The organism is Egibacter rhizosphaerae, assembly GCF_004322855.1.
GTDB classification, from domain to species: domain Bacteria; phylum Actinomycetota; class Nitriliruptoria; order Euzebyales; family Egibacteraceae; genus Egibacter; species Egibacter rhizosphaerae.
Genome location: NZ_CP036402.1, coordinates 507,472 through 531,785, shown reverse-complemented (window position 1 = coordinate 531,785; position 24,314 = coordinate 507,472). Strand labels below are relative to the sequence as shown.

General features: G+C 68.6%; 21 protein-coding genes. 13 read left to right on the top strand and 8 right to left on the bottom strand.

Translation table 11 applies throughout. From position 1 onward, the window contains the following. Nucleotides 1–211: 211 nt before the first annotated feature. Together ER308_RS02445 and araA are read left to right on the top strand one after the other, a co-directional pair. Nucleotides 212–1,192, top strand: a complete 981-nt coding sequence (locus ER308_RS02445) for a LacI family DNA-binding transcriptional regulator (protein WP_131156861.1) — start codon at nt 212–214, stop codon at nt 1,190–1,192. 95 nt (nt 1,193–1,287) lie between these two features. Beyond that, nucleotides 1,288–2,799, top strand: a complete 1,512-nt coding sequence (gene araA / locus ER308_RS02440; protein ID WP_131153533.1) for an L-arabinose isomerase — start codon at nt 1,288–1,290, stop codon at nt 2,797–2,799. 17 nt (nt 2,800–2,816) lie between these two features. Here araA and ER308_RS21935 read toward each other — a convergent pair whose 3' ends face one another. After that, complete coding sequence (locus ER308_RS21935; protein WP_205745855.1) at nt 2,817–3,449, bottom strand: zinc-dependent alcohol dehydrogenase; 633 nt, start codon at nt 3,447–3,449, stop codon at nt 2,817–2,819. 38 nt (nt 3,450–3,487) lie between these two features. Beyond that, nucleotides 3,488–3,790 (bottom strand): alcohol dehydrogenase catalytic domain-containing protein, encoded by a 303-nt coding sequence (locus ER308_RS23030; protein ID WP_420826236.1) that lies wholly within the window; start codon nt 3,788–3,790, stop codon nt 3,488–3,490. 803 nt (nt 3,791–4,593) lie between these two features. Here ER308_RS23030 and ER308_RS02430 point away from each other — a divergent pair. From ER308_RS02430 to ER308_RS02405, 6 genes are all read left to right on the top strand, one after another. Further along, nucleotides 4,594–5,517 carry an acetaldehyde dehydrogenase (acetylating) gene (locus ER308_RS02430; RefSeq protein ID WP_131156860.1) on the top strand — a complete coding sequence of 308 codons (924 nt, stop codon included), beginning with the start codon at nt 4,594–4,596 and terminating at the stop codon, nt 5,515–5,517. After that, entirely contained in the window at nt 5,514–6,536 is a 1,023-nt protein-coding gene (dmpG, locus tag ER308_RS02425) for a 4-hydroxy-2-oxovalerate aldolase (protein WP_131153532.1), read from the top strand. Before ER308_RS02430 ends, dmpG begins: the two co-directional genes overlap by 4 nt. An 80-nt stretch (nt 6,537–6,616) precedes the next feature. Then, nucleotides 6,617–7,348 (top strand): FadR/GntR family transcriptional regulator, encoded by a 732-nt coding sequence (locus ER308_RS02420; protein WP_131153531.1) that lies wholly within the window; start codon nt 6,617–6,619, stop codon nt 7,346–7,348. A gap of 181 nt (nt 7,349–7,529) precedes the next feature. Next, entirely contained in the window at nt 7,530–8,978 is a 1,449-nt protein-coding gene (locus ER308_RS02415) for an FAD-binding oxidoreductase (protein ID WP_165491758.1), read from the top strand. Then, on the top strand, nt 8,975–9,982 hold the full coding sequence (locus ER308_RS02410; RefSeq protein WP_131153529.1) for an FAD-binding protein: 1,008 nt from the start codon (nt 8,975–8,977) through the stop codon (nt 9,980–9,982). The genes ER308_RS02415 and ER308_RS02410 overlap by 4 nt, the downstream gene beginning before the upstream one ends. Next, on the top strand, nt 9,979–11,175 hold the full coding sequence (locus ER308_RS02405) for a (Fe-S)-binding protein (RefSeq protein WP_131153528.1): 1,197 nt from the start codon (nt 9,979–9,981) through the stop codon (nt 11,173–11,175). The genes ER308_RS02410 and ER308_RS02405 overlap by 4 nt, the downstream gene beginning before the upstream one ends. Nucleotides 11,176–11,453: 278 nt before the next feature. On the opposite strand, the gene bktB is transcribed toward ER308_RS02405, so the two are convergent. The 6 genes from bktB to ER308_RS02375 all read right to left on the bottom strand — a co-directional run bounded on the left by bktB (nt 11,454) and on the right by ER308_RS02375 (nt 18,539). Next, on the bottom strand, nt 11,454–12,635 hold the full coding sequence (bktB, locus tag ER308_RS02400) for a beta-ketothiolase BktB (protein ID WP_131156859.1): 1,182 nt from the start codon (nt 12,633–12,635) through the stop codon (nt 11,454–11,456). A gap of 48 nt (nt 12,636–12,683) precedes the next feature. Next, entirely contained in the window at nt 12,684–14,126 is a 1,443-nt protein-coding gene (locus ER308_RS02395; protein WP_131153527.1) for a 4-hydroxyphenylacetate 3-hydroxylase N-terminal domain-containing protein, read from the bottom strand. A gap of 106 nt (nt 14,127–14,232) precedes the next feature. Beyond that, the gene (locus tag ER308_RS02390; RefSeq protein ID WP_205745852.1) at nt 14,233–15,006 is read right to left on the bottom strand and encodes an SDR family NAD(P)-dependent oxidoreductase; all 774 of its coding nucleotides are present in this window, start codon (nt 15,004–15,006) and stop codon (nt 14,233–14,235) included. Continuing rightward, entirely contained in the window at nt 15,003–16,043 is a 1,041-nt protein-coding gene (locus tag ER308_RS02385; RefSeq protein ID WP_131153526.1) for an LLM class flavin-dependent oxidoreductase, read from the bottom strand. The genes ER308_RS02390 and ER308_RS02385 overlap by 4 nt, the downstream gene beginning before the upstream one ends. A 40-nt stretch (nt 16,044–16,083) precedes the next feature. Beyond that, nucleotides 16,084–17,637: an acyl-CoA synthetase gene (locus ER308_RS02380; protein ID WP_131153525.1), complete on the bottom strand. Its 1,554-nt coding sequence runs from the start codon at nt 17,635–17,637 to the stop codon at nt 16,084–16,086. A 14-nt stretch (nt 17,638–17,651) separates the two neighbouring features. After that, complete coding sequence (locus ER308_RS02375; protein WP_131153524.1) at nt 17,652–18,539, bottom strand: alpha/beta hydrolase; 888 nt, start codon at nt 18,537–18,539, stop codon at nt 17,652–17,654. A gap of 228 nt (nt 18,540–18,767) precedes the next feature. Between ER308_RS02375 and ER308_RS02370 the strand changes: the two genes are divergently transcribed. The 5 genes from ER308_RS02370 to ER308_RS02350 all read left to right on the top strand — a co-directional run bounded on the left by ER308_RS02370 (nt 18,768) and on the right by ER308_RS02350 (nt 24,297). Next, on the top strand, nt 18,768–19,418 hold the full coding sequence (locus ER308_RS02370; RefSeq protein WP_131153523.1) for a TetR/AcrR family transcriptional regulator: 651 nt from the start codon (nt 18,768–18,770) through the stop codon (nt 19,416–19,418). Between the two features lie 149 nt (nt 19,419–19,567). Continuing rightward, a complete protein-coding gene (locus tag ER308_RS02365; protein WP_131153522.1) occupies nt 19,568–20,434 on the top strand; it encodes an FAD binding domain-containing protein in 867 nt (288 codons plus the stop codon). Then, nucleotides 20,431–20,943, top strand: coding sequence for a (2Fe-2S)-binding protein (locus ER308_RS02360; RefSeq protein ID WP_131153521.1), 513 nt, complete (start codon nt 20,431–20,433; stop codon nt 20,941–20,943). The genes ER308_RS02365 and ER308_RS02360 overlap by 4 nt, the downstream gene beginning before the upstream one ends. Then, the gene (locus tag ER308_RS02355) at nt 20,940–23,378 is read left to right on the top strand and encodes a xanthine dehydrogenase family protein molybdopterin-binding subunit (protein WP_131153520.1); all 2,439 of its coding nucleotides are present in this window, start codon (nt 20,940–20,942) and stop codon (nt 23,376–23,378) included. The genes ER308_RS02360 and ER308_RS02355 overlap by 4 nt, the downstream gene beginning before the upstream one ends. Nucleotides 23,379–23,433: 55 nt before the next feature. Then, nucleotides 23,434–24,297 (top strand): AAA family ATPase, encoded by an 864-nt coding sequence (locus ER308_RS02350; RefSeq protein ID WP_205745851.1) that lies wholly within the window; start codon nt 23,434–23,436, stop codon nt 24,295–24,297. The last annotated feature ends 17 nt before the right edge of the window (nt 24,298–24,314 follow it).

Below are 24,314 nucleotides of genomic sequence, written 5' to 3'. Positions count from 1 at the left end.
GGGGCTGGGCGGACGCCGGAAACGGATCAACTGGGCGACGAGCATCGGCGGACATCATGAACACGATCATGTGGCACCCGTGAGCCCGAACGAGTCGGGGCGACCGGAGTCGGGGACAGGAGCGAACAAGATGCTCGACGAACCGGCGGCCAACGAGACCGATGTCGCCCCGTCGTCCCGCCCGAAGTCGCGGGGTCGCCGCACCGCGGTGATGGAGGACGTCGCCAGCCTCGCCGGTGTCTCGCCGATGACCGTCTCCCGGGTCATCAACGATCGTGGCGGCGTCCGCGCGGAGACCAGGGGCCGGGTGCTGGCCGCGATGCGTGAGCTCGACTACCGGCCGAACATCGCGGCGCGCGCACTGGTCACCGGACGCGCCCGGACTTTGGGCGTGGTCAGCTTCGACACGACCCTCTACGGCCCTGCGTCGACGTTGGACGGCATCGACCTTGCCGCACGTGGCGCCGGGTACTTCGTGAACGTCGCATCGATGCGCAGCCTGGACGCTGACGCGATGCGTGAATCCGTCGAGCGCCTGCGCGAGCAGGGCGTCGACGGGATCGTGCTTATCGCGCCCCAGACATGGACGGTGGACGCGCTGAAGACCTTGGCGGTCGACCTGCCCATAGTGGCCGTGGAAGGCGGCACGGGCGCCGGCGCGCCCGTGGTCGCCGTCGACCAGTACGTCGGCGCTGCGCGTGTGACCCAGCACCTGCTCTCACTGGGCCACGAGACGGTGTGGCACGTGGCCGGCCCGCAGGATTGGCTCGAGGCACGCAGCCGGCTCCATGCGTGGCAGGAGACCTTGCTCGACGCCGACCGTGACGTCCCCGAGCAACTGGTCGGTGACTGGAGCCCGCGGTCGGGCTACGAGCACGGGCGCGCGCTCGCGCAACGCAAGGACGTCACCGCGGTGTTCGTCGGCAACGACCAGATGGCGTTGGGTGTGCTGCGCGCGATGAGCGAGGCGGGGGTCCACGTGCCCGGTGACATAAGCGTCGCCGGGTTCGATGACGTACCCGAAGCGGCATACTTCTCCCCGCCGCTGACGACCGTACGGCAGGATTTCGCGGAGGTGGGGCGGCACAGCCTGCGACTGCTGCTGCGCCAACTCGAAGCACGGGACCGTCCGGTCGATCACGTGGTCATCGAACCGGACCTAATCCTGCGCGACAGCACGGCACCGCCGTGAAACCGGGAGAGCTCACCGAGCGGGCGGGGCGGGTCCCGCCGGCCCCACGTCCCGCGCTCAACCGATCCGCGATGACATGTGAGAGGCGTGAACAGATGCAGCCACTGAGCCAGCACGAGCACGAGGTTTGGTTCCTGACCGGGAGCCAGTCGCTGTACGGCCCTGAGATGCTCGACCAGGTCGCCGAGCAGTCCCGTCGCATCTGCGAGATGGTCGACGAGGTGATGGCGGCCTCGATCCGGGTGGTGTGGAAGCCGGTGCTGACGACCAGCGATGGGATCCGCCGCCAACTCTTGGACGCCAACGCGGAGGACGCCTGCATCGGGGTCATCGCCTGGATGCACACCTTCTCACCCGCGCGGATGTGGATCGCCGGACTCGACCAGCTGCGCAAGCCACTGCTGCACCTGCACACGCAGGCGAACGAGGCGCTGCCCTGGTCCACGATCGACATGGACTTCATGAACCTCAACCAGGCTGCGCACGGCGACCGCGAGTTCGCCCATGTCGAGTCGCGGCTGGGGCTGGCCCGCAAGATCGTCGCCGGTCACGTCGCCGAACCAACGACCGCAGCGCGGATCGAGGCGTGGGGACGGGCCGCCATCGGCCATCACACGGCGCGGACCCTCAAGGTCGCCCGGTTCGGTGACAACATGCGTGGCGTCGCCGTCACCGAGGGCGATAAGGTCAGCGCGCAGATCCAGCTCGGCGCGTCGGTGGAGGCCTATGGCGTGAACGCCCTCGTCGAAGCGGTCGGAGAGGTGAGCGACACCGATGTGGACGCGCTCGTCGCCAAGTACGAGGACACCTACCGGGTCGCCGACGAGCTTCGCGCCGGTGGGTCGCGCCACGCGTCGTTGCGCTACGGAGCGCGCCAGGAGCTCGCCCTGCGCTTCTTCCTCGACACCGGCAGCTTCAGCGCGTTCACGACGAACTTCGAGGACCTAGGTGGGCTACGGCAGCTGCCCGGGCTCGCGGTGCAGCGGCTGATGGCCGACGGCTACGGCTTCGGCGGCGAGGGTGACTGGAAGACCTCGGTACTGCTGCGGATCATGAAGGCGATGTCGGTCGGTCGCTTCGGCGGCACGTCGTTCATGGAGGACTACACCTACCACCTCGTCCCCGGTGAGCAGGTCATCCTCGGTGCGCACATGCTCGAGGTGTGTCCGAGCCTGACCAACACCACCCCGCACCTGGAGATCCACCCGCTGAGCATCGGTGACCGCGAGGACCCAGTGCGTCTGGTGTTCGATGCCGACCCCGCCGAGGCGTTCGTGGTGGGCCTGGCGGACCTCGGCGACCGATTCCGGCTCACCGCGAACGAGATCGAGGTCGTGCCCCCGGCCGAGCCGCTGCCGAAGCTGCCCGTCGCTCGCGCCGTGTGGCGACCGCAGCCCGACCTAGCCACCTCGGCGGAGTCGTGGCTGCGCGCCGGAGCGCCCCACCACACGGTGCTCAGCTCTGCGGTGGGCACCGAGGCGCTGTGCGACCTCGCGGAGATGCTCGAGACCGAGCTGGTGCTCATCGATGCGTCGTCGACAGCCCGCGGTGTGCAGCAGGAGCTGCGTTGGAACCACGCCTACCACCGGTTGGGTGCCGGCGCCTGATTCGGACGCGTGCGCGCTCAACCCTTGTCGACGCGTGGCGCCGTGGGGTGCACCACGACCTTGCCCCCGTCGCGCGAGCTGGCCATGGCCAGTGCTTCGGCCACCTCGTCGAGCCCGAAGCGGTGGGTGACGATCGAACGCACGTCGATGTGGCCGTGTTGGACCAGCTCGATCGCTCGCGGGTACGGCTCCAGCATGCGGCGCGTGAGAACGAGCGTGAGCCCTTTGCGCCGAGCCAAGGAGGCGCGGAACGTGGTGCGATCGCCGTCGGGGATGCCCACCAGGACCACGCGGGCGCCTGGCCGTACCGCCCGTATCGTGGACTCGACCGCGTCCTCGGCGTCGGTGACCTCGAAGCCGACGTCGAACCCGCGGCCACCGGTCCACGTGTCCACCACCTCCTCGAGTCCGTCCGTGCCGGCCAGCACGTCGTCGGCCCCGAGCCGCCGCGCAGCTTCGCGACGGTGCTCGAGCGGTTCGATCGCCAGCACGCACGCGGCGCCGGCGATGCGGGCGAGCTGCACCAACAGCAGCCCGATGGGGCCGCAGCCGACCACAACTACCCGATCGTCGAGCGCCAGGTGGCCCAGATCGAGCGCATGGATCGCGACCCCCAAGGGCTCGAGCATCACGCCGTCGTCGACGCTCAAGGCATCCGGCAGGGGGTGCAGCAGCTCCCCGGGCCAGGTCAGCAGTTCGCGTAGCCCTCCGTCGGTCCCGCCGTGCCCGGCGAACCGGATCGTGGGGCACAGGTTGACGTCGCCCTCGCGGCATGAAGCACAGGCACGACAGGGATCGCCGGATCGATCGCCACCCGCTCGCCGTCGCGGTCACCACCGACGAGCGTGCCGGCCAACTCGTGGCCGATCACCAACGGTTCATCGAGGCGCGCGTCGCCGATGCCACCTTCGGTGAACCAGTGGAGGTCGGACCCGCAGATCCCCACGGAATCGACCCGGACCAGCTCGTCGCCCGGCCCTGCCACCGGCATCGGGCCATCGGCGAGACGGACGTCACCGGCGCCGTGCAGTCGTGCGATCCTCACGCTGTTCCCTGCCCGTTCTGGGAGACGACGTACCGCGGTCCCGACCCGAAAGCCGACGCTATCGCCGCCGCCTCCGGAACGCAGGGCGGGTCGCATCCCAGCACCTGACGTTGCCCGATCGCGACGGGGGCAAGCTAGTTGTCGCCGGTAGCCTGCCGCCGACCGTGATCACCATGGTTGGAACTCCTTCCACTTCGCGCGGAGGTCCGCGCCGAGCTTCGCGCGGAAGACCCGCCACTCGGGGTCACCCGCGCGTCGGATCCACACACGCTGGCAGCCGGGAGGCTCAGCCGAACAGCAGGTCAAGGCCGTCGATCGCGGCCCGCTGCGCGCCACGGCGATCCCCATCGGTCACAATCTGCAGTATCCGCAAGCCGCTGTTCGCCTCCCCGCCCGTGCCGCCCCGGTAACGATCGCGACTCGCTCCTGCGCAGCATCCAGAGACCCCTTCTCCGCATGTGGTCCATTCTTCAGACCATAAGCTCGGGGAGTCTCGACGGGGCGCACAGCGGCCGCAAGAGGCGGGTTCGTCGCCGTGCCTTGTCGCCCCATCGCGGGTGCTCTACCCTCATGGAGTGTTGGCCAGGCCATACGTCCATTCGAAGCCAGCAGCGAGGAGCCCTGTATCAGGATCGGATGCCCCTCACCATGGCGTGAGAAGCGTGGATCGAGCGCAGACCCGCTCGAGCACCGTCCGTGCGCGGGAAGAGCCGGGCATCGCCTCGACCATTATGGGGGCGCCAATGACCATGACCGAAGGCACCGGCCACGATGGGCGGCTCACCGCCGCGGTCGTCGGCACGGGGAATATTGGCAGCGATCTGCTGGTAAAGCTCCTGCGCAGCGCATGGGTTGAGCCGCGGTACATGGTGGGGATCGATCCGACCTCGGAGGGGCTGGCTCGCGCCGAACGGGAAGGCGTCGAAGCCTCGGCCGGGGGCGTCGACTGGCTCCTGACGCGGCCCGACCCCCCGGATCTCGTCTTCGAGGCCACCTCGGCGTCGGCGCATGCCGCGAACGCGCCGAGATACGCGGAGGCGGGGATCACGGCGGTCGACCTCACCCCGGCGGCGGCCGGGCCCGCGGTCGTCCCCGTCGTCAACCTGGGTGCCTACACCTCCGCGCCGAACGTCAACATGATCACCTGCGGTGGACAGGCCACGATCCCGATCGTCGCGGCCGTGGCCTCCGTCGTCAGCGTTCCCTACACCGAGATCGTCGCCTCGATCGCGTCGCGCTCGGCGGGGCCGGGAACCCGGGCGAATATCGACGAGTTCACGACGACCACCGGCCAGGGGCTCGAGTCGATCGGGGGCGCCGAGCGCGGCAAGGCGATCATCGTCCTCAACCCGGCGGAGCCTCCGCTCATCATGCGGGACACCGTGTTCTGCGCCTTGCCTGAGGGGACGGACCGCGACGCCGTGGCTTCCGCGATCGAGGACATGGTCCAGCGCGTCGCGGAGTACGTGCCCGGGTACCGGCTCGTGGCGCCTCCGCAGTTCGATGATCCCCGTCCGGAATGGGGCGGTCTCGCCCGTGTCGCCGCCTTCCTCGAAGTGGAGGGCTACGGCGACCATCTCCCGCCGTATGCCGGCAACCTCGACATCATGACCGCGGCCGCCGTCCGGGTGGGCGAGGACCTCGCACGACACCGTCAGGGGGTGACCGCATGACGCAGCCCCAGGTGCGCGACGTGCGCATCACCGACTCGACCCTGCGCGACGGCAGTCACGCGATGTCCCACCAGTTCACCGCCGACCAGGTACGTCGGGTCGCTCGGGGGCTCGACGACGCAGGCGTCCCGGTGATCGAGGTCAGCCATGGGGACGGGCTGGGAGGCTCGTCCTTCAACTATGGGTTCAGCCGGGAGCCCGAGGCCGCGCTCGTCCAAGCGGCCGTCGAAGCCGTCGACCAGGCCCGCATCGCCGCGTTGCTCCTACCCGGGGTCGGGTCCGCAGGGGAACTGCGGGTGGTCGCCGATCTCGGCGTGTCCGTGGCCCGCGTCGCGACGCATTGCACCGAGGCCGACATCTCGCTGCAGCACTTCGAGCTCGCCCGCGACCTAGGCATGGAGACCGTCGGGTTTCTCATGCTCAGCCACATGACGGATCCGGAAGAGCTCGCAAAACAGGCTCGGATCATGGTCGACGGCGGCTGCCAGTCCGTCTACGTCGTCGACTCGGCGGGCGCGCTGCTGCCGGAGGGCGTGCGTGATCGTGTGTCCGCGCTCCGAGCGGAAATCGGCACCGAAGCCGAGGTGGGTGTGCACGCACACAACAACCTCGGGATGGGGGTCGCGAACTCGATCGCGGCGGTGGACGTCGGCGCGGTCCAAGTGGACGGGGCCTGTCGGTCGCTCGGTGCCGGTGCCGGTAACGCTCCCACCGAGGTCGTTGCCGCGGTTCTCGACCGTCGGGACGTATCGACGGGGGTCGACCTCCCTGCGGTGATGGGGGTGGCCGAGGACGTGGTCCGGCCGATCATGCACCGGGAACCGGTCTGTGATCGAAATGCCATCGTCATGGGTCACTCCGGCGTGTACTCGAGCTTTCTACTGCACGCCGAGTGTGCCGCGGAGCGCTATGGCGTCCCCGCTCATGCAATCCTCCAAGAGGTCGGCCGCCGCCGGTACGTTGGAGGCCAAGAGGACATGATCATCGATATCGCTGTGGAACTGTCAGGGGGACGTTGAGCACCGCGCTCACCCCGAACCCGGCCCGATCCATCCGAGGGTGGCAGCCTGGCTCGGTGAGAGCGGGCAAGGGAGATGACATGCAAGAGCCGTCGTCGGAGCTACACCTACGACCGGTCGAGCGCCGCCGCGCCTACCAGGAGGTCGTGGCGCAGATCCAACAGGAGATCCTCGCCGGCCGGTTGCGGTCCGGGGATCGGCTGCCTGGCGAGCGCCAGCTCTCGGAGATGCTCGGCGTCAGCCGTTCGTCTGTCCGAGAGGCGCTGCGAGTGCTCGAAACGCTCGACATCGTGCGCGCACGCACCGGCACCGGACCCGAATCGGGGAGCATCATCGTTGGTGAGGCGGGTGGGACGATGGGCGGGGTGCTTCTCATGCACGCCGCGCTGGACCACTTCTCACTCGAGGACGTCGTCAACGTGCGCGTCGCTCTCGAGGGACAGGCGGTCCGAGCAGCGGCACAGCTGCGTGACGACGAACAGCTCGCGAGCCTCGAGAAGCTCGTCCACCGAATGGAGTCCGGGGACCTCGGTCCCGAGGAGTTTCTCGAGCTCGACAGCTCGTTCCACGTCGTGATTGCGCAAGCGTCGGGCAATCGCCTCACGGGGTATGTGATGCAGTCGCTGCGGCAGCTGATCGAACACTGGCTCGGCCAGCTCCTGCTGCCGCACCCGGGATGGCCCGAATTGCGCACGGCACTGGCTTCCGAGCACCGCGAGGTGTTCGAGGCGATCCGGGACGGGGACGGGGAACGGGGTGCCGAGATCCTTACCGAGCACATCCGGAAGGCGTACGAACGCGTGAAGCGCTGAGGTCCGTCCTCTCGAGCAGCGCACCGCACCGCGGCCCGCATTCGTGCGGGACGGGGGCCGCGACGCTGCGCCACCGCTGCCATTGCTACGGTCGGCGGCCCCTTCCGCCCTGGCCCGTTCTCCTGTGGCCTGACCTTATAACCACATGGCTTCGTGTCGAGGATGTGGCAGGATGGCGTCTATGGTCATACCAAATGGGGTAGCCGACCTCTTCGCGGAACTCGTGGACATCGTCGGCGCCGACGGCGTGCACGTGGGGACCTTCAACCGTGCGCTGTACCGCAGCGATGCCGGGCCGCTGAATGCCGAGCCGCTCGGGGTGTGCCTTCCCGGCAAGTCGGAAGAGGTCGAGCGAGTCGTGGGCGCTTGCGCGCGCCGAGGTGTCGCAATGACTCCTCGGGGGGCGGGCACGGGCTTGGCGGGTGGCACGGTGCCCCTGCACCGGACGCTCGTGGTCTCCCTCGCGCGGATGGACCGGGTGACCGAGCTCGATGTCGAGGCGGGGACGGCCCTGATCGAACCGGGGGTCGTGAACTCCGATCTGGATGCGATGGTCGCTCCTCACGGCTTGCGGTTCGCCCCTGACCCGTCGAGCCAGGTCGCGTGCACCCTCGGGGGCAACGTCGCCACGAACGCCGGGGGAGCGCACTGCCTCGCGTACGGGGTCACGAGCGCACACGTCCTCGAGCTTGACCTCGTCGACGTGCACGGCCGCCGCCACCGGCTGGATGGGCCCGCGCACGAGCACGACGGCTACGACCTTCGCGGGGTGACCGTCGGGAGCGAGGGGACCATCGGGTTCGTCACGTCGGCCCGCTTGCGGCTCCAGCCCTCGCCCGACGCGATCCGGACCGTGCTCGCGGCGTTCCCCTCGGTGCGCACTGCGGCCGAATCGGTTGCCGACATCGTCGCGGAGGGGGCGGGGCCAGCGGCGCTGGAGCTCATGGACAAGGAGGCGGTTCGTTGTGTCGAGCCGTACGCCCGTGCCGGCTACCCCCTCGACGCGGGTGCGGTGCTCCTCGCCGAGTTCGAAGGCCCGGAGGGTGCGGTGGAGCACGGCCTCGGGATCGCGCTCGCCGCCGTCGCCAGGCACGGCAGCGCCGACCCCACGATCGCCAGGACCGAGGACGAGCGGGCGAGGCTGTGGAAGGGCCGCAAGGCGATCGGGGGTGCGGTGGCGGGGGTCGCACCGGATTACTACCTGCACGATGTCGTCGTCCCCCGCTCGAGGCTCGCGGACGTCCTCGAGGAGGTCGGCCGGATCGCCACCGACGAGCAGGTGACGATCGTCAACGCCGTCCACGCCGGTGACGGCAACCTGCACCCGATCATCGCCTTCGACCGGCGCGACCGGGAGGAGGTCGCGCGCACCCTTCGAGCCGGCGAGCGGATCGTGGAGGTCGCGATCGCCAACGGTGGAGTCGTCTCCGGCGAGCACGGGATCGGTCTCGAGAAGCAGGCGTTCCTGTGTGAGGACGGGATCATGACGGCCGAGGATCGCGCGTTTCAGGCACGCCTTCGCGACGCGCTCGACGATCTCGGTCTCGCGAACCCCGGGAAGGTGCTGCCGGCTCCCGCCACGTGCGCCGAGGCGCAGCACACCCTCGTCCCCGAAGGGGCGTGGATATGACCGAGTCCCCGGCGACACCCGTTGAACGTCTGCCGACGAGCGAGGACGAGGTCGTCGAGGCGGTGCGCGAGCTCACCGCCCGGGCTGCCTGCGACGTCGTCGGAGCAGGCACGCTCGTCGGTGCGCGGACCGAATCCGACCCGGCGGTCTCCACACGCAACCTGACCGGTGTCGTTGACCACCGCCCGTCCGATCTCGTGGTCCGGGTTCGGCCGGGGACGCCGTGGCGGGAACTCGATGGGGTCCTCGCCGATGTGGGGCAGGAGTGCCCGATCGAGGGGCCTGCCACGACGGTCGGTGGGCAAGTCGCAAGCGGGCTCACCGGGCTCCGAAGGCTCGGCGCAGGCCACCTGCGCAACTGGGTGCTCGGCACCCGATTCGTCTCCGCAGAGGGCGAGATCGTTCGCAGCGGGGGCGGCACGGTGAAGAACGTCACCGGCTATGACGTGACGCGGCTGCTCGTCGGGTCGTGGGGCACCCTCGGCATCCTCACCGAGATCACCCTCACCGTTCGGCCGAGACCTGCTGCGGCGCGCTGGTACCGCGTCGCCGGTCGGCTCGACGCCGCCGCGCGGCGTGAGCTACGTACCGCGGCTTCGGTCCTGCGCGATGCCGGCGACACCTATGTTCGCCTGGAGGGGCATCCCTCCGATTGCGACCGTGACGCGGAGCGGGGAGGACTCCTCGAGGCGCCGGCGCCGGAGGTGCCTTCAGCCGTGCGGATCGCGGTGCCGCCCCCGGAGGTCGAGGCGGTCGTGGGGCAGCTCACGGGTCGCTACCTCGTCGAGGAGGGCCTCGGCATCATCCACGCCGACGCGTCGGCCACCGAGGTCCCCACCCTCACCCGCCTTGTCCGCGAGCGGTCCGGACGCGTCCTGTGCCTTGAGGCCGCCGGAGCCGAGCCGCTGTTCGCGGCCTTCGAGGGACCCCGCCCGCTCGACGCTGCGGTGAAACAGGCGCTCGATCCCGTTGGCGTGCTCGCGCCCTGGAGATTCCAGCGATGACCTTCGATGCGGACAAGCTTGCCCAGTGCGTCGGTTGCGGAATGTGCCTCTCGGCGTGCCCGACCTACGCCGTCACGGGGCTCGAGCAGCACAACCCACGAGGTCGGCTCGTGGGGATGCGTCTCGTCCACGACGGGGAACTGTCGACGCTCGACCCCGACTACGTCGACAGCATGGAAGGCTGCGTGCAGTGCCGGGCATGCGAGCCAGCGTGCCCCTCGCTCGTGGAGTTCGGCGCGCTCATGGAGACCGCACGGACCGATATCGAGGCTGCTCGTGCGCACGCCCCTTCGAGGGGCGGTGGGCGCCTGCGATCATCACTGGTGCGCTGGGGCCTCGGGTTGCTGCGGAGGCCGGTACTCCTGCGCCTTGGCACTATCCTGCTCTCGCTCGCCCAGCTGACGCGTGCCGACCGTCTACTCCCGCGTCGGTTGCGACTCGCGAGGAGGGTCCGGCTCCGTGAGCTCGCTGGGCGTCTGCCGGCGCGCCAACGGGCCGATGCGTGGCTGTTCCGGGGCTGCGTGATGGACGTGTGGTTCCGGGGCGCGCACGGGGCCACGCTGCGGCTGCTGGAGCGTTCGGGCTACCGGGTCGACGCCGCCCGGCGTGGCGCTTGCTGCGGGGCGCTCGACCTGCACCAGGGGTTCGAGGACCGGGCGGCGCGCTCGGCCGCGGAGGTGATCGCCGCGCACCGGGGCACCTCAGGACCGGTCGTCGTTGACAGCGCCGGTTGCGGCGCGGCCATGAAGGAGTACGGACGGCTGCTCGGCACGGAGGAAGCGCGAGTGTTCGCCGACCGCGTCCGGGACATGAGCGAACTCGTGGACCCGAACACCTTGCCGGCGGGAGTCCTCCGCGAACCGGTCGCCTACCAGCACGCCTGCCATCTCCGCAACGTCCAGCACGTCGAGAGTGCGCCGGTCGCCCTGCTCGACCGCGTGCTGGGGCCGGGTCAGCTGCGCAGGACAGCCGATGGGGAACGATGTTGCGGGGCCGGGGGTGCCTACAACGCGCTTCGCCCCGACCTCGCCGAGCCGATCGGCGCTCGCAAGCGGGACGCCGTGACGGCCACGGGGGCCACACGCGTCACGTCCGGTAACCCCGGCTGCCTGCTGCAGCTCGCCCAACACGGCCTTCCAGTGGTCCATATCGCGGAGGTGCTTTGGGAGGCGGTCGAGACCGCCGAGCGATAGGGCGGCGGTTGCACCGGGAGAGCGCAGGGTGCGGCGTCCGCGGTCCAGGCCGCACGGTGCTCGACGCCGATTGCCGGGCCGTCGCTTGGGACCCGCGCGGGCACGGTGCGGCCAGCCGCTGGCAAGGAGCTGTTCGGCTGCGGTGGACGTTTGCGCAGCCTGGACGGCAAGATCTGCTGCCCTGCTCGGCCGACATCCCGCCCGTCGTCGACTTCGCTCTGGACTACGAGCAGCTGCGCGGTCATACCGTGAGCGGCGCCTTCTCGGTTTGGTGATGCTTACACGCGTTCGAAGATGGCGGCGATGCCTTGCCCCCCGCCGATGCACATCGTGACGAGTGCGTACCGACCCTGAACACGCTCTAGCTCGTAGAGCGCTTTGACGGTCAGGACCGCGCCGGTGGCGCCGACCGGATGGCCGATCGAGATGCCGCTGCCGTTGGGATTGGTTCGTTCCGGGGGGAGTTTCAGATCGCGCATCACCGCGAGCGCCTGTGCGGCGAACGCCTCGTTCAGCTCGATGACGTCCAGATCGTTGGCGACCAGTCCCGTGTCGTCGAGCACGCGCTGCACCGCCGGCACTGGCCCGATGCCCATGACGTTTGGCTCGACGCCTGCGTGGGCGTATCCCAGTAGTCGGCCGAGCGGGCGGGCGGCCCCAAGGGCCTCGGCGGTTCTCTCATTGGCGAGGACGAGGGCCGCGGCGCCGTCGTTAATCCCCGCAGCGTTTCCGGCGGTCACGCTGCCGCCCTCGCGGAACGCTGGCGGTAGCTTGCCAAGCCGATCGACGTCGGTGTCTGGACGGATGTGCTCGTCCGCGGTCACCGTCGCGTTCGCCTTGTCGCTGCGCACCTCGATCGGGAGGATTTGCTCGTCGAAGCGGCCATCGTCGCGGGCGCGAGCGGCCCGCTGGTGGCTTTCGACTGCGAGGGCGTCTTGGTCTTCGCGGGAGATGTTCCAGCGCTCGGCGACGTTTTCGGCGGTGATACCCATGTGGCAGTCGTCGAAGGGATCGGTGAGGCCGCCGAGCATCGCGTCGACGAGCAACCCGTCGCCCATGCGCGCGCCCCAGCGCGCGTGGGGCACCCAGTAGGGCGCGCGGCTCATACACTCCGCGCCGCCGGCGACCGCCACCGACGCGTCCCCGAGCGTGATGCTCTGCGCGGCGGAGACGATCGCCTGCAGGCCGCTGCCGCACAACCGGTTCACCGTGAGTGCCGGCGCCTCGATCGGCACGCCCCCGTGCACGCTCGCGACTCGAGCGAGATACATGTCGCGGGTCTCGGTGTTGATGACGTGACCGAAGACCACGTGCTCGACCGCGTCTGACTCGACGCTGGCTCGCCGGACCGCCTCGCGGACAACCGCGGCAGCAAGCTCGCTCGGAGGGGTCTCCCGGAACGCGCCGCCGTACTTGCCCACTGCCGTGCGGGTCCCGCTCAGGACGAGAACGTCGCTGATCGCACCCACCTCGTGTCCTTCCTCGTGTGGTTCGAAACGGTCAGCAGCTCAAGCCGTCGGATCGTCCTGCGTGTCGCGCAGGCCGGCGAGGCCGAGGGCGTAGGTGAGCGCCGGCTCGTGATCGTATGCCCGGTACATCTGCAGCTTCTCAGCCTCAAGCGACCCCTCAGCATGCAGGGCGAGCACCGCTTGGTAGCCACCGTAAAGGTCCGTGGTGAGATCCCGCGCAAGGTTCATCACGGCCATGCGGTCGGCCGCCGGCCAAGCTGCCGCGAGGTACTTCTCGAGGATCGGCCGGATCTCCGGCGCCTGCCAGTCAACCGCGGAGGGGCCGGTCACGAGCAGGCCCCCGGCGAGGTCCTGCACGACTTCGAACGCGTAGTGAATGTCCCGGGCGAACGTCCACTTGGCGAGGTTGGTGGTGAACACGTCCGGGTACGCGATCCCACTTTCTTCGTCACCGCGCTGGGCGGCGAGCTGGATCAGGCCCCGCGCGGTCTCGGCGTAGCCGGCGAGCCAGGTCAACTTGTCGCGGACATGGCCCGCGCGGCCTATCCCGTTGGCCTCGGCGACCGCGATCGCCGTGCCGACGAGCGCGTCGAGCAGGGGCAACTTGTAGCTGACGGCAGTGAAGCGGTGGTACTCAACGAACGTGAGGGCTGTTGCGCCGCCCGCTTCTGCCTCGCCGTGGAGGAAGACGCGATCCCAGGGGACCAGGACGTCGTCGAAGACCGTCAGCGTCTCAATCATTTTGTGGCGGGAGCTCACGGGCCGATCGAACGACGAGAAGTCGCCATGGAGGAAGTCCGCCGCATACAGCGTGAGCCCCGGGGTGTCCACGGGGACCGCGAAGGCGACCGCCCAATCCTCCTCGCCGGGGCGCATCCGGCGGCTGGGTAGCACGAGTAGCTCGTCCACGTAGGGTGAGCAAGAGGTGTGGCTCTTGGCGCCTCGCACCACGATCCCCTCGTCGCGCGTCTCGACAACACGCAGGTTCAGGTCCGGGTCGGCCTGCTCGGAAGGGCCTTTCGAGCGGTCCCCTTTCACGTCGGTCTGGGCCACCGCAAGGGACAAGTCGCCGTCGCGGCAGTGCCGATGGAACTCGTGGACGCGGGCTTGACCCTCATCGAGCCCGTATCGTTCGAGAACTCGCATCAGGGCGAACAAGGCGTCGGTGCCGATCTCCTTGATGAGCAGCACGAGCGTGTCGCCCTCGCGGGTGGCGGCCTCGACGAGCGCAGAACGAGCGGCGAGATCATCAGTGGTGCGGGGCACCTGGAAGTAGGCGGAGTATGGCTGGTCCCCGTCATGTCGGATCGCCAGGTCGCTGTGGGAGGCTCGCTCCGCGAGAGCGAAATCCAGGGACGCGTGACGCGCCGCCAGACCGAGCTCGGGGTGCGCGACGACATCCTCAACCGTCTCGCCGCGATACCGGACGCGACGGTCGTCCCGCAGTCCTTTCAAGTACTGATCCGCAGTCCGAAGCCCCATTGCACAGCTCCTTCTCTCAATTCAGGACCCGTGACCGTCCGGTGGGTTTCCGTCGCATCACTGACGACGGACCACGCTGCGCGGCCCGCTGGTTCTTCCGTGCCTGTCAGGCCGCAAGCCACCCTCCGTCGATGTGTACCGTCGTCCCGGTGATGTACGAGGCGAGGTCGCTCACCAGGAACAGGGCCGTGGGCACTAGCTCCTCGGGTGTGCCGAAGCGGCCGATGGGAATCCGCGCCAGCAGTTGGTCCCGCCACTCAGGGTCCTGGCGGACGTACGAAGTCATATCTGTCTCGAAGTAGCCGGGCGCGACCGCGTTCACACGTATGCCACGGTGCGCCCACTCGAGGGAGAGGGAGCGGGTGAGTGCCTCGATGCCCCCCTTGCTCGCCCCGTAGGCCGCGAGCCGAGGCATCCCGACGGTGCCGTGGATCGACGAGATAAGGAGCACGCTGCCCCCAGCAGGCGGCATCTGTTGCGCAGCCGACCGAGCGCAGAGGAACGCCCCACCGAGGTTGCTGTCGATGATGCGTTGCCACTCGGCTATCTCAAGGGTCTCGGCTCGCTCGACCGTCGGACTGATGCCCGCAGCGTGCACGAGCGCGTCGATCCGCCCGAGGCGGTGGGTGATGTCGCCGGCGACCGCGGCGACGGCGGTGGCGTCGCTGACATCCGCGGGCAGGCACTCGACCGAGGCGCCTTCGGCCTCCACGCGTTTCGCCGTCTCGCTCAGGCCGTCGGGGCGCCGCGCAGTCAGCGCGAGCGTCGCGCCCGCCCGAGCGAGGCCGTGTGCAATCGCGGCGCCGAGGCCCCGGCTCGCACCGGTGACCCACGTCACCTTGCCCGCGAGCGCGGATTCGAGCATGGACGCGCCGCTCACGGCGCGGTCCGTTCGCCAGCCTGGCTCAGCTGGCGCAGGACCGAGGCGAACAGCTCTAGCACGTCGGGAATCGAGTGACCGCGCGGGGGGCTGGGGATCGGGAACACGCTGATCTGACTGATCGGCATCGCGCTCACGCGCTCGAGCTGCCGGCCGACCTCGTCAGGGTCGCCGACCAACGCGATCAGCTCCCCCGCTTCGTCGGGGATCTGCGCGACGAGCGGCTCCACGACCGCGGGGTCGTGGGTGAAGCCAGCGGCCTTGATCTCGTCCTCCAAGCCGTCAGGCAGCAGCTCGGCCAGGTCGGGCCAACGGGCGGCTCCGTGAACCGAGACATAGTGTTGGACCCGGTGGCGGGCGAGTTCGCGTGCGACCTGCGGATCGGGATGGATGCAAAGATCGAGCCTCGCAACCGAGTACAGGTCGCTCCACGTGCGACCAGAGGCGTCGAGCCCCCGCTGCACGTGCTCGAAGACGTAATCCAGCATGGCCGGGCGGCAGAGGCCCTCCACGATCACACCCTCGGCCCTGCGACCAGCAACGCTGAGGGTTCGCCGCGAGTTGGAGGCGACGAAGATCGGGATGTGCGGCCGAGCGGCGAAATCCAAGTGCCCGTCGAAAGAGACCGTCTCCCCCTCGTACGTCGCCTCACCGTCGCGCCACAGCGCGCGGATCACGTCGATGGCCTCGGAGATGCGGATGGCGGGGCGCTCTCGCGGGATCCGCATCTCTCGCAGGCCGGAGACACCCGCGCCGAGCCCGAGCACACCACGGCCCCCGCCCAGCTCATCGGCGGTGGCCATGGCGAGCGCGGTGAGGGCGGGATGTCGCGCGAATGGGTCGGTAACGAATGTGCCGTAACGCAACCGGTCGCTGTACAGCGCCGTGCGGGTCAACATGCTGTACACGTCCCGGTAGAAGCGATAGTCGGCCCACCACAGGAAGTCGCCGCCCAGCGCGTCGACCCGGTGGATCACGTCCCGCGTGCCCTCGGGATCGAACATCCCGGCGAGCTCAACCCCTATGTCGGCCTGCATCTGTCACGCTCCCCTCCACGATGGGCGGGCCCCGCACGGGTCACTCGACCCGTGCGCGTAGCTCGCGCTTGAGCACCTTCCCCGACGGGTTGCGCGGCAGCGCATCGACGGTGAGGAACTGTTTGGGCACCTTGAAGCCGGCGAGCTGCTCGCGACAGAACGCCTCCAGCGCCGCCTGGTCCAGTTCGACACCGTCCGCAGGGGCCACGAACGCGACGGGGGCTTCGCCCCACGTTTCGTCGGATCGTGCGACGACTGCGGCCTCGAGCACGTCGGGGTGTGCGTACAACACCCGCTCGATCTCGACGGAGGCGATGTTTTCGCCGCCGGACTTGATCATGTCCTTCTTGCGATCGACGATTGTGATGTCACCGTCCTCGTCCCGGATCGCCATGTCCCCGGTGTGGAACCAGCCGTTGCGAAAGCTCTTGGACGTGGCCTCAGGGTCGCGCCAGTAGCCCAGACAGAGCTTGGGTCCGCGCACCAGGAGTTCACCCACCTCGCCGGCGGGCACGTCACGGTCCTCGTCGTCGACGACGCGCACTTCCATCGTGGCGGTCTCGGTGCCGACCGATCCGAGCTTCTCCTCGAGGCGGCGCGGGGGGAGGAACGTGTCGCTGGTCACCGTCTCGGTCATGCCGAATCCGTCGAAGAAGTGGGAGTGGGGAAAGGCGGCCGGGATCCGCTCGAGCAGCGATGCGGGCATCTTCTCAGAACCGTCGATGATGACCCGCAGACTCGACCGATCGTGCTGCTCGAAGGTTGCCTCAGCCAGCAGCCGGTTCATCATCGACGGCGCGAGGAAGGTGCAGGTGACGCGCTCGGCTTCGATGGTTTTCAGCACCTGCACCGGGTCGAACTGCGGCAGGATCACGATCCGCCCGCCCTGCAGTAGCACCCCCACACCGGGCAGGTCGAGTGTGCCAACGTGGTACAGCGGTCCCGAGGCCAAGAAGACCTCGTCGGCGTGGAGACCGAACTCCACGATCTGGTTCAGGCATTTCCACCACACCGCGCCGTGATGGATCATTACGCCCTTGGGGTGTCCGGTGGTACCCGACGTGTACATGATGCGCTGTAGATCGAACTCTCCGCGCGGTGCCAGCGGGACCTCCGGCCCGGGGGTGGCCAGTTCTTCGTATTCCTCGGACGGGACCTGCATGACTTGCACGCCGAGCGGGGTACGGCCCTCCAGCCGCGCGAGTTGAGGGGCTTCCCCGAACAGGACACGCAAGCCGCTGTGCTCGACGATGTAGGCGAGTTCGGGGCCGGCGAGGCGAAAGTTGATAGGGACGAACACCCCACCCAGCCGAAGGACGCCGAAGAAGACTTCCAGGAACTCCTTGCGGTTCGTCAGCACAGCGCCGACACGATCGCCGGCTCCGACGCCCTGCTTCGTGAGCCACGCGGCCACGGCGTGCACGCGCTGGGCAAGTTCGCGGTAGGTGAGACGCTCGTGCCCCTCGACGAGGGCCACGCGATCGGGGAAGCGCTGGACCGCGCGGTCCAGCACGACCGCGAAGTTGTAGGCGCGACCCCCGCGGAGTGCGGCCTCGACTTCTGAAGGCGGGTTCGGTGTCGTCTGCTCCGTCATGTTTGCTGGGGTGATCAGATGCCGAGGTGTTCGTCGAACCATTCGACGACGGTGCCCATGTGCACGTCGGCGCCACGCATGTAGCCGTCCCAGTGGCTGTACTTCGACGGATACAAGTAGAGCTTCTTGGGCTCGTGAGCCCGCTCGTATGCGCTGATGGACTCGGTTTCCGGGGTGATGCGGTCGTTCTGGGCGTGGGTGAGCAGCATGGCGCGTGGCGAGATGCGGTCCACGTAGAACTCCGGGGCGTACTGGATCCAGTACTCGGCGGTGTCCATCGTCACGTAGGGCTCCCACCGATCGACGGTCTTCCAGCCGTTCTCGAAGTTCGCCCGTGTCTCGTCATCCGGCACGAAGATGTCGAAGGCGGTTACGATCTCGGAAGGCTTGCCCTCGAAGCGACGCTGGCGGTCCGCGGCGACCCGGTCGAGAAACTCGTACCACTCGGCGGTGTGCCGCTGCACTCGAAGCCAACGGCGGCCGTTGGTGACGGGAAGGTTCGCCGCGACACATTTGATGCGTTGATCGTGAGCCGCAGCGTAGAGTACGTGGCCGCCGCCGTAGGAGGCACCCCACGCGCCGAGCCGATGCCGGTCTACCTGCGGTTGTGTTTCGAGGAAGGACAAGCCGTTAAGGACGTCTTCGACCTGCTTGAGTGCATGGACTTGCCCTCGGGGCTCGCCCTCACTCTCGCCGAGGAAGCGGTAGTCGAAGGTTAGGGCAACGTAGCCCGCGTTCATGAAGGTTTCGGCGATCGAGGGGAGCAGGAACTCCTTGGGGAAGGTGAAGCCGTTCGCGGTCACGACCCCGGGACGCCGCTCTCCCTCCTCGAGATCGTCGGGGATCCAGAGGACGCCCTTTACTGTCAGGCCCTCGGACTTGAACTCCACCGGTCGCTGCATGGCTGTCTCCTCCTCCGCCCCGACATCAACGTCCACACTCGACTCACGACCGAACGGTCGGTCGGTGATCGGCTACGATACGCAGCAGCACTACGACCCGTCAACCGTCTGCAGTGGCGCGACGGCCTCGCACCGCGCGAACGCGGCGTCCCTTCGGGCGTCGGGCGCGTGGGCGACGAGCTAGCTCAGTGCAGGTGACGGTGGAGGGGCCGACGATTGGGAGGGAGCATGGCGGAGCGCGCACCGAGATCAGCTGACGGCCAGGCCCGGTGGGTTGCCATTACCCGCGAGGCAGCGTCCTTGATCGACGCGCAGGGCTACCACCAGACCACGATGGAGGACATCGCGCACGCGGTCGGGGTCCGCAAGCCGACCCTGTACCACTACTTCAAGAGTAAGGAGGAGATCCTCTTTTGGATCCACGAAGACTTCATCAACCTCCTGCTCGAGCGCGCGGAGCAGCACGCTTCGCGACTCTCCGACGAGCCGTCCGAGGAGCTGCGTGAGGTCATCGCCGACATCATCGGGCTCATGGCGACGCATCGGGGCAGCGTTCGGGTGTTCTTCGAGCACCATCGCGAGCTCACCGATGAGTACCGGGGCACGCTCGAGGCCAAGCGGGATCGCTACCAGGCCTACGTCGAGGACGTCGTCCGTCGAGGCGTGAAGCGGGGCGAGTTCCGCGAAGTGGACCCGCGACTGACGAGCTTGGCGCTTTTTGGGATGTGCAACTGGGCCTATCAGTGGTTCCGGCCCGACGGCGGGCTGGCGACCGAGGAAATCGCAGATCGGTTCTGGGGCCTGCTCCTCGAGGGGTTGCGAGCCGGTAATCCCGCGTCGTCGACGCCGACACCACAGACAGCGCCCAGTTCGACGTAGGAGGATGGGTTCGCCCCCAGGTCACCTGCCGGGCTCCGGTCTCGCGTACCCCTTGACGGGCTTACTCGCCCCGCCGTAGTCTCGACCGACTAGTCGGTAGTCACTCGCGCGGGTATGAGCCCAGGCGCGGGTGGGGGAGGAGGGGCTTCATGGTGCGACCCGCTGCGTTCGCGTACACGAGGCCGGACCAGTTGACTTCCGCGCTCCGGAGTCTGGAAGACGGTGGTCGGGTCTTGGCCGGTGGACAGGGACTCTTGCAGGCCCTAAAGCTTCGAGCTGATACCGCTGACCACCTTGTGGACGTCAAGGGCCTTGGCGAGTTGCGTGGCATCGACGACGGCGCCGACGGCGGCTTGCGGATTGGGGCGCTGACGACCATCTCCGAACTGACGGTGGACGAGCGCGTGAGCGCCCGTGTGCCTGGGTTTGCGGAGGCCGCGAAACTCCTCGGGGACCAACAGGTTCGCAACCGGGCGACCGTCGGCGGTGCCCTGTGCTTGGCGGATCCACGCGGCAACCTTGCACCGATGCTGATCGCGCTCGGTGCGACGGTGGTGGTTCGCTCCAGCAGCGATGAGCGGGAGATCCCCGTGGAAACCCTGTTCGCGGGGTTCCGGCGCACCACGCTGTCTGCTGACGAACTTGTCACGGAGCTCCGAGTCCCCGGGTGGGCTTCCATCAGCGCCTACCTAGAGATTGCCCGGCAGCCGCAGGGTCCGCCCATCGTGAACGTGGGGGTCGCCCTTGCCGGTGACCCCGTCGAGCGCGCGGGAGTCGCGGCCGGTGGCATCCACCAGACGCCCATCCGCCTTGATGACGTCGAGCGGTCCATCCTCGGCCGCGTCGTCGACGAGGGCTCCTGCCGCGAGGCGGCCGCCGCACTCGACGCGACCAGCCTCGAGCCTGTCAGCGACCTGCACGCCTCGGCGCAGTACCGCCTCAGCGTCGTGCGTGTCCTGATTCGACGGGCGTTGCTTGCCGAGGGAGGAACCGCCACCAGGAGGGTGCAGGCATGACGAGCATGGATACCGGGAGCGGCGCGGCTGTGGCCGTGACGGTGAACGGGCAACCGCATCAAATGCGCGTGGAACCCCGCAAGCTTCTCGCCGATTTCCTCCGGGAGGAGCTCGGGCTGACTGGTACGCACATCGGGTGCGAAGAGGGCATCTGCGGCGCCTGCACCGTCCGCGTCGACGGCCAGCTCGTGAAGAGTTGCATGATGCTGACCGTGGAGGCCCACGACTGCGAGGTCGAGACTGTCGAGGGGCTCTCCGGCGAACAGTCCATGCATCCCGTCCAGGAGGCATTCTGCGCCGAGTTCGCGCTGCAGTGCGGCTTCTGCACGCCAGGAATGGTGATGGCTGCGGTTGACCTGTTGGAACGACATCCGGACCCGGACGAGGAGACGGTGCGGCAGGGGTTGGTGGGCAACCTCTGTCGTTGCACTGGCTACCAGAACATTGTGCGCGCGGTGCAGCGGGCTGCTGACGGCAGTCAGGGGCGGACGGAAGGGCAGCAGGCATGACCGATGAGACGCACGCTTCAGTGGACCAGGCAAGGGTTGACGGCGCTGGCTCGGCATGGGTGGGGCGGGGCATTCCGCGCAAGGAGGATCGCAGACTCGTCACCGGCTACGGTCTGTTCGCGGGTGACGGCGAGGTGCCCCGACAAACGCACTGCGCGATCTTGCGCAGCCCACATGCTCATGCACGGATCCGCGGGGTGGACACCAGGCGGGCCAAGGAGCTGCCGGGAGTCGTGACGGTCCTGACGGGCGAGGATGCGCGGGCGCTGTGGAATCCGATCCCCCCGGTGATGGATCTGCTGGACATGCGGCTGCCCAGCGTCTACGGGCTGGCGGTCGACAAGGTCCACTACTGTGGCGAGCCCGTTGCCGCGGTGACCGCCGACGATCCCTACATCGCGCAGGACGCACTCGACCTCATCGAGGTCGATTACGAGGTACTTGAGCCGCTCACCACGATGGATCAAGCCCTCGGGCTCGACGGTGGGACCCCCCCGTTGCTGTATGAGGACTGGCCGGATAACCGTCAGTGCGTGTGGGAGGTCTCATACGGGGACGTCGACGAGGCTTTCGCGCAGGCCGACGACATCGTCGAGGTTGAGGTGGCCTCGCACCGCTACAGCGGCGTGCCCATGGAGGGCCGTGCGGTCGTCGCGGAGTACGATCCGCGGGCTAACCAACTCACGGTGCGCTTGTCGACTCAGTTCCCTCATCAATGCCGTACGCTGTTCGCCGCGACCTTCGACATACCCGAGCCAAACGTCAGGGTGCTTGCCAACGATGTTGGTGGCGGCTTCGGCAACAAGCTCCAGGTCGATGCCGAGATCATTCCGGTGATGATGGCAGTCGCCACGCGTCGCCCAGTGAAGTGGGTCGAGCGCCGGAGCGAGTGGATGACCAGCGGTCCCGCGTCGCGCGACTTCGACTATCACATCCAGGGGGCGTTCACGCGCGACGGGATGCTACTCGCCGTTCGCGACCATCTGCGCGGGGACATGGGCTGCGACGGTGCCGTGCGGACAGGCGGCCTCGGTGCTTTGCTCGTCGGCGGCACCTACGGCAGCGGACCGTACACCCCGAAAGCGTACTGGGCGAAGGTGGAGTGCGTCGTCACGAACAAGGCTCCGTACGGGGCGTACCGAGGCTACGGCAAGGACATCGCGAACCTCGGTATCGAACGGCTCATGGACGCGGCCGCGGAGCAGCTCGCGCTGGATCGTATCGACCTACGCAGGCGTAACCTCGTCACAGAGTACCCGTACGAGACCCCCGGTGGCCCCATCATCGAGAGCGGGAGCTTCACCGAGTGTCTCGACGAGCTGGTCAAGGCGATGGATCTCGACGAACTCGAGCGTCGGCGGAAAGAGGCTCAGGCCGGGGGCCGTTACCTGGGTCTGGGGATCGTCACCGTCTTGGAGCCCTCGTCGGCCTCCATTCCCATGTCGATGTTCAACGGGTACGAGTCGGCCTCGGTTCGCATCACCCCCGACGGTCAAGTGATGGCCTTGACCGGGATGCAGCACATCGGGCAAGGCGTCGAGACGGCGATCGCGCAGGTGACCGCGGACGTCCTCGGCTGTTCGCCCGACGACGTGCGCGTTGTGTTCGGCGACACCAACGCCGTGCCCTACGGGCTTGGATCGTTCTCCAGTCGCGGTGCGACCTACGGGGTTACAGCGGTCCACAGGGCCGCGGACGAGGTGCGCGGCAAGCTGCTGAAGGCCGCATCGAACCTGATGGAGGCCGACGTCGAGGACCTGGATCTCGGCGACGGCGCGGTGTCGGTTCGTGGGGCACCCTCGCAGCGTATGACGATCGGGGAGGTCGCGAAGGCCGTCTACCTGTTCCCCGGCCCTTACGCGGCCCTGCCCGGCGAGGACAAGCCGACCCTGGAAGGCAACTTCGTCTGGACAAACCCCCAGGTCAACTGGGTCCCCGACGAGAATGGACGGGTGCGGCTGTATCCGGCGCACGCCAGCGGAGCGGAGGGTGCCCTGGTCGAGGTCGATCCCGAGACGGGCCAGGTGGACGTGCAACGGCTATGGGTCGTCCACGACGTCGGTAAGATGATCAACCCCCGCATTGTGGAGGCCCAGGTCGTCGGGGGGATGATTCAGGGTTACGGCGGCATGATGCTGGAGCACCTCGCCTACGGCGATGACGGCAGCATGCTCGCCCCAACGTTGACCGACTATCAGTTGCCCAACTTCCTCTCCACTCCACCGGTGGAGATGCGCCACCTCGAGACGCCGTCGCCGATCACGCCGTTGGGCACCAAGGGTGTCGGCGAGGCGGGCTGCATCGGGACGCCGACGGTCTTGATGGCCGCGGTCGAGGACGCCTTGCGGCCCTGGGGTGTGCAGGTGAGCGACGGGCCTCTGAACCCGGAGCGCGTGCTCGAGATGATCCACGCGGCAAGCGAGGGTGCGGCCTGAGCCGGGGGATGCGCCGCCGCAGCGGACCGGCTCCGGCAGGTCGACGGGGCCGCGTGTGAGCCGCGGGGATCCACCACCGCGCGAGGCGATGCAAGCCCGCCTCGAGGACGCCGGATACCTGGCCGACCGGGGCCTTGTCACGGCCGCGCACCTGTCGCTCGCCCTCGGGCAGCCGCTGCTGCTCGAGGGCGAACCCGGGGTCGGCAAGACGGAGTTCGCCAAGGCCTTAGCCGCCGCCCTCGGACGGGATCTCATCCGGTTGCAGTGCTACGAGGGCATCGACGCGAGCCTGGCCCTGTACGAATGGGACTTCACGCGGCAGTTGCTGGCCGCCCGCCTCGCGATGGAGCGGGGCGAGGACCTCGAGCCCTTCGACCGACGGTTCCTTATCGAGCGCCCGCTCCTGAAGGCACTCAGCGGGGGTGCAGGGGCCCTCCTGTTGATCGACGAGATCGATCGAGCCGACGACGAGTTCGACGCCTTCCTGCTCGAGGTGCTCTCCGACTTCCAGGTTTCCATCCCCGAGGTCGGCACCGTTCGCGCCGAGACGCGCCCAGCGGTCGTCCTCACCTCCAACCGCACTCGCGAGCTGCACGACGCGTTGCGACGCCGCTGCGCGTACCACTGGATCGAGTTCCCCGCGCCCGAGCGCGAGCTGGAGATCGTATGCCGACGCGCCCCCCAGGTGCCGCTGACCCTGGCAGAGGCCGTCACGTACGCGGTGCGGCGCCTGCGGGACGCCGGGCTCGCCAAGCCTCCCGGCGTCGCCGAGACCATCGACTGGGCCCGGGTCCTCGGGCTGCTCGGGGTGACCGAGCTTGAGGCAGAGAGCGTCGAGGAGACGATCGGCTTCGTCGTGAAGGACCACGAAGATCTCGAGGCAGCCCGCGAGGCGCTCGTGGGCCTCGTATCGGACTAGCGGCGCCGGCGGGGGAA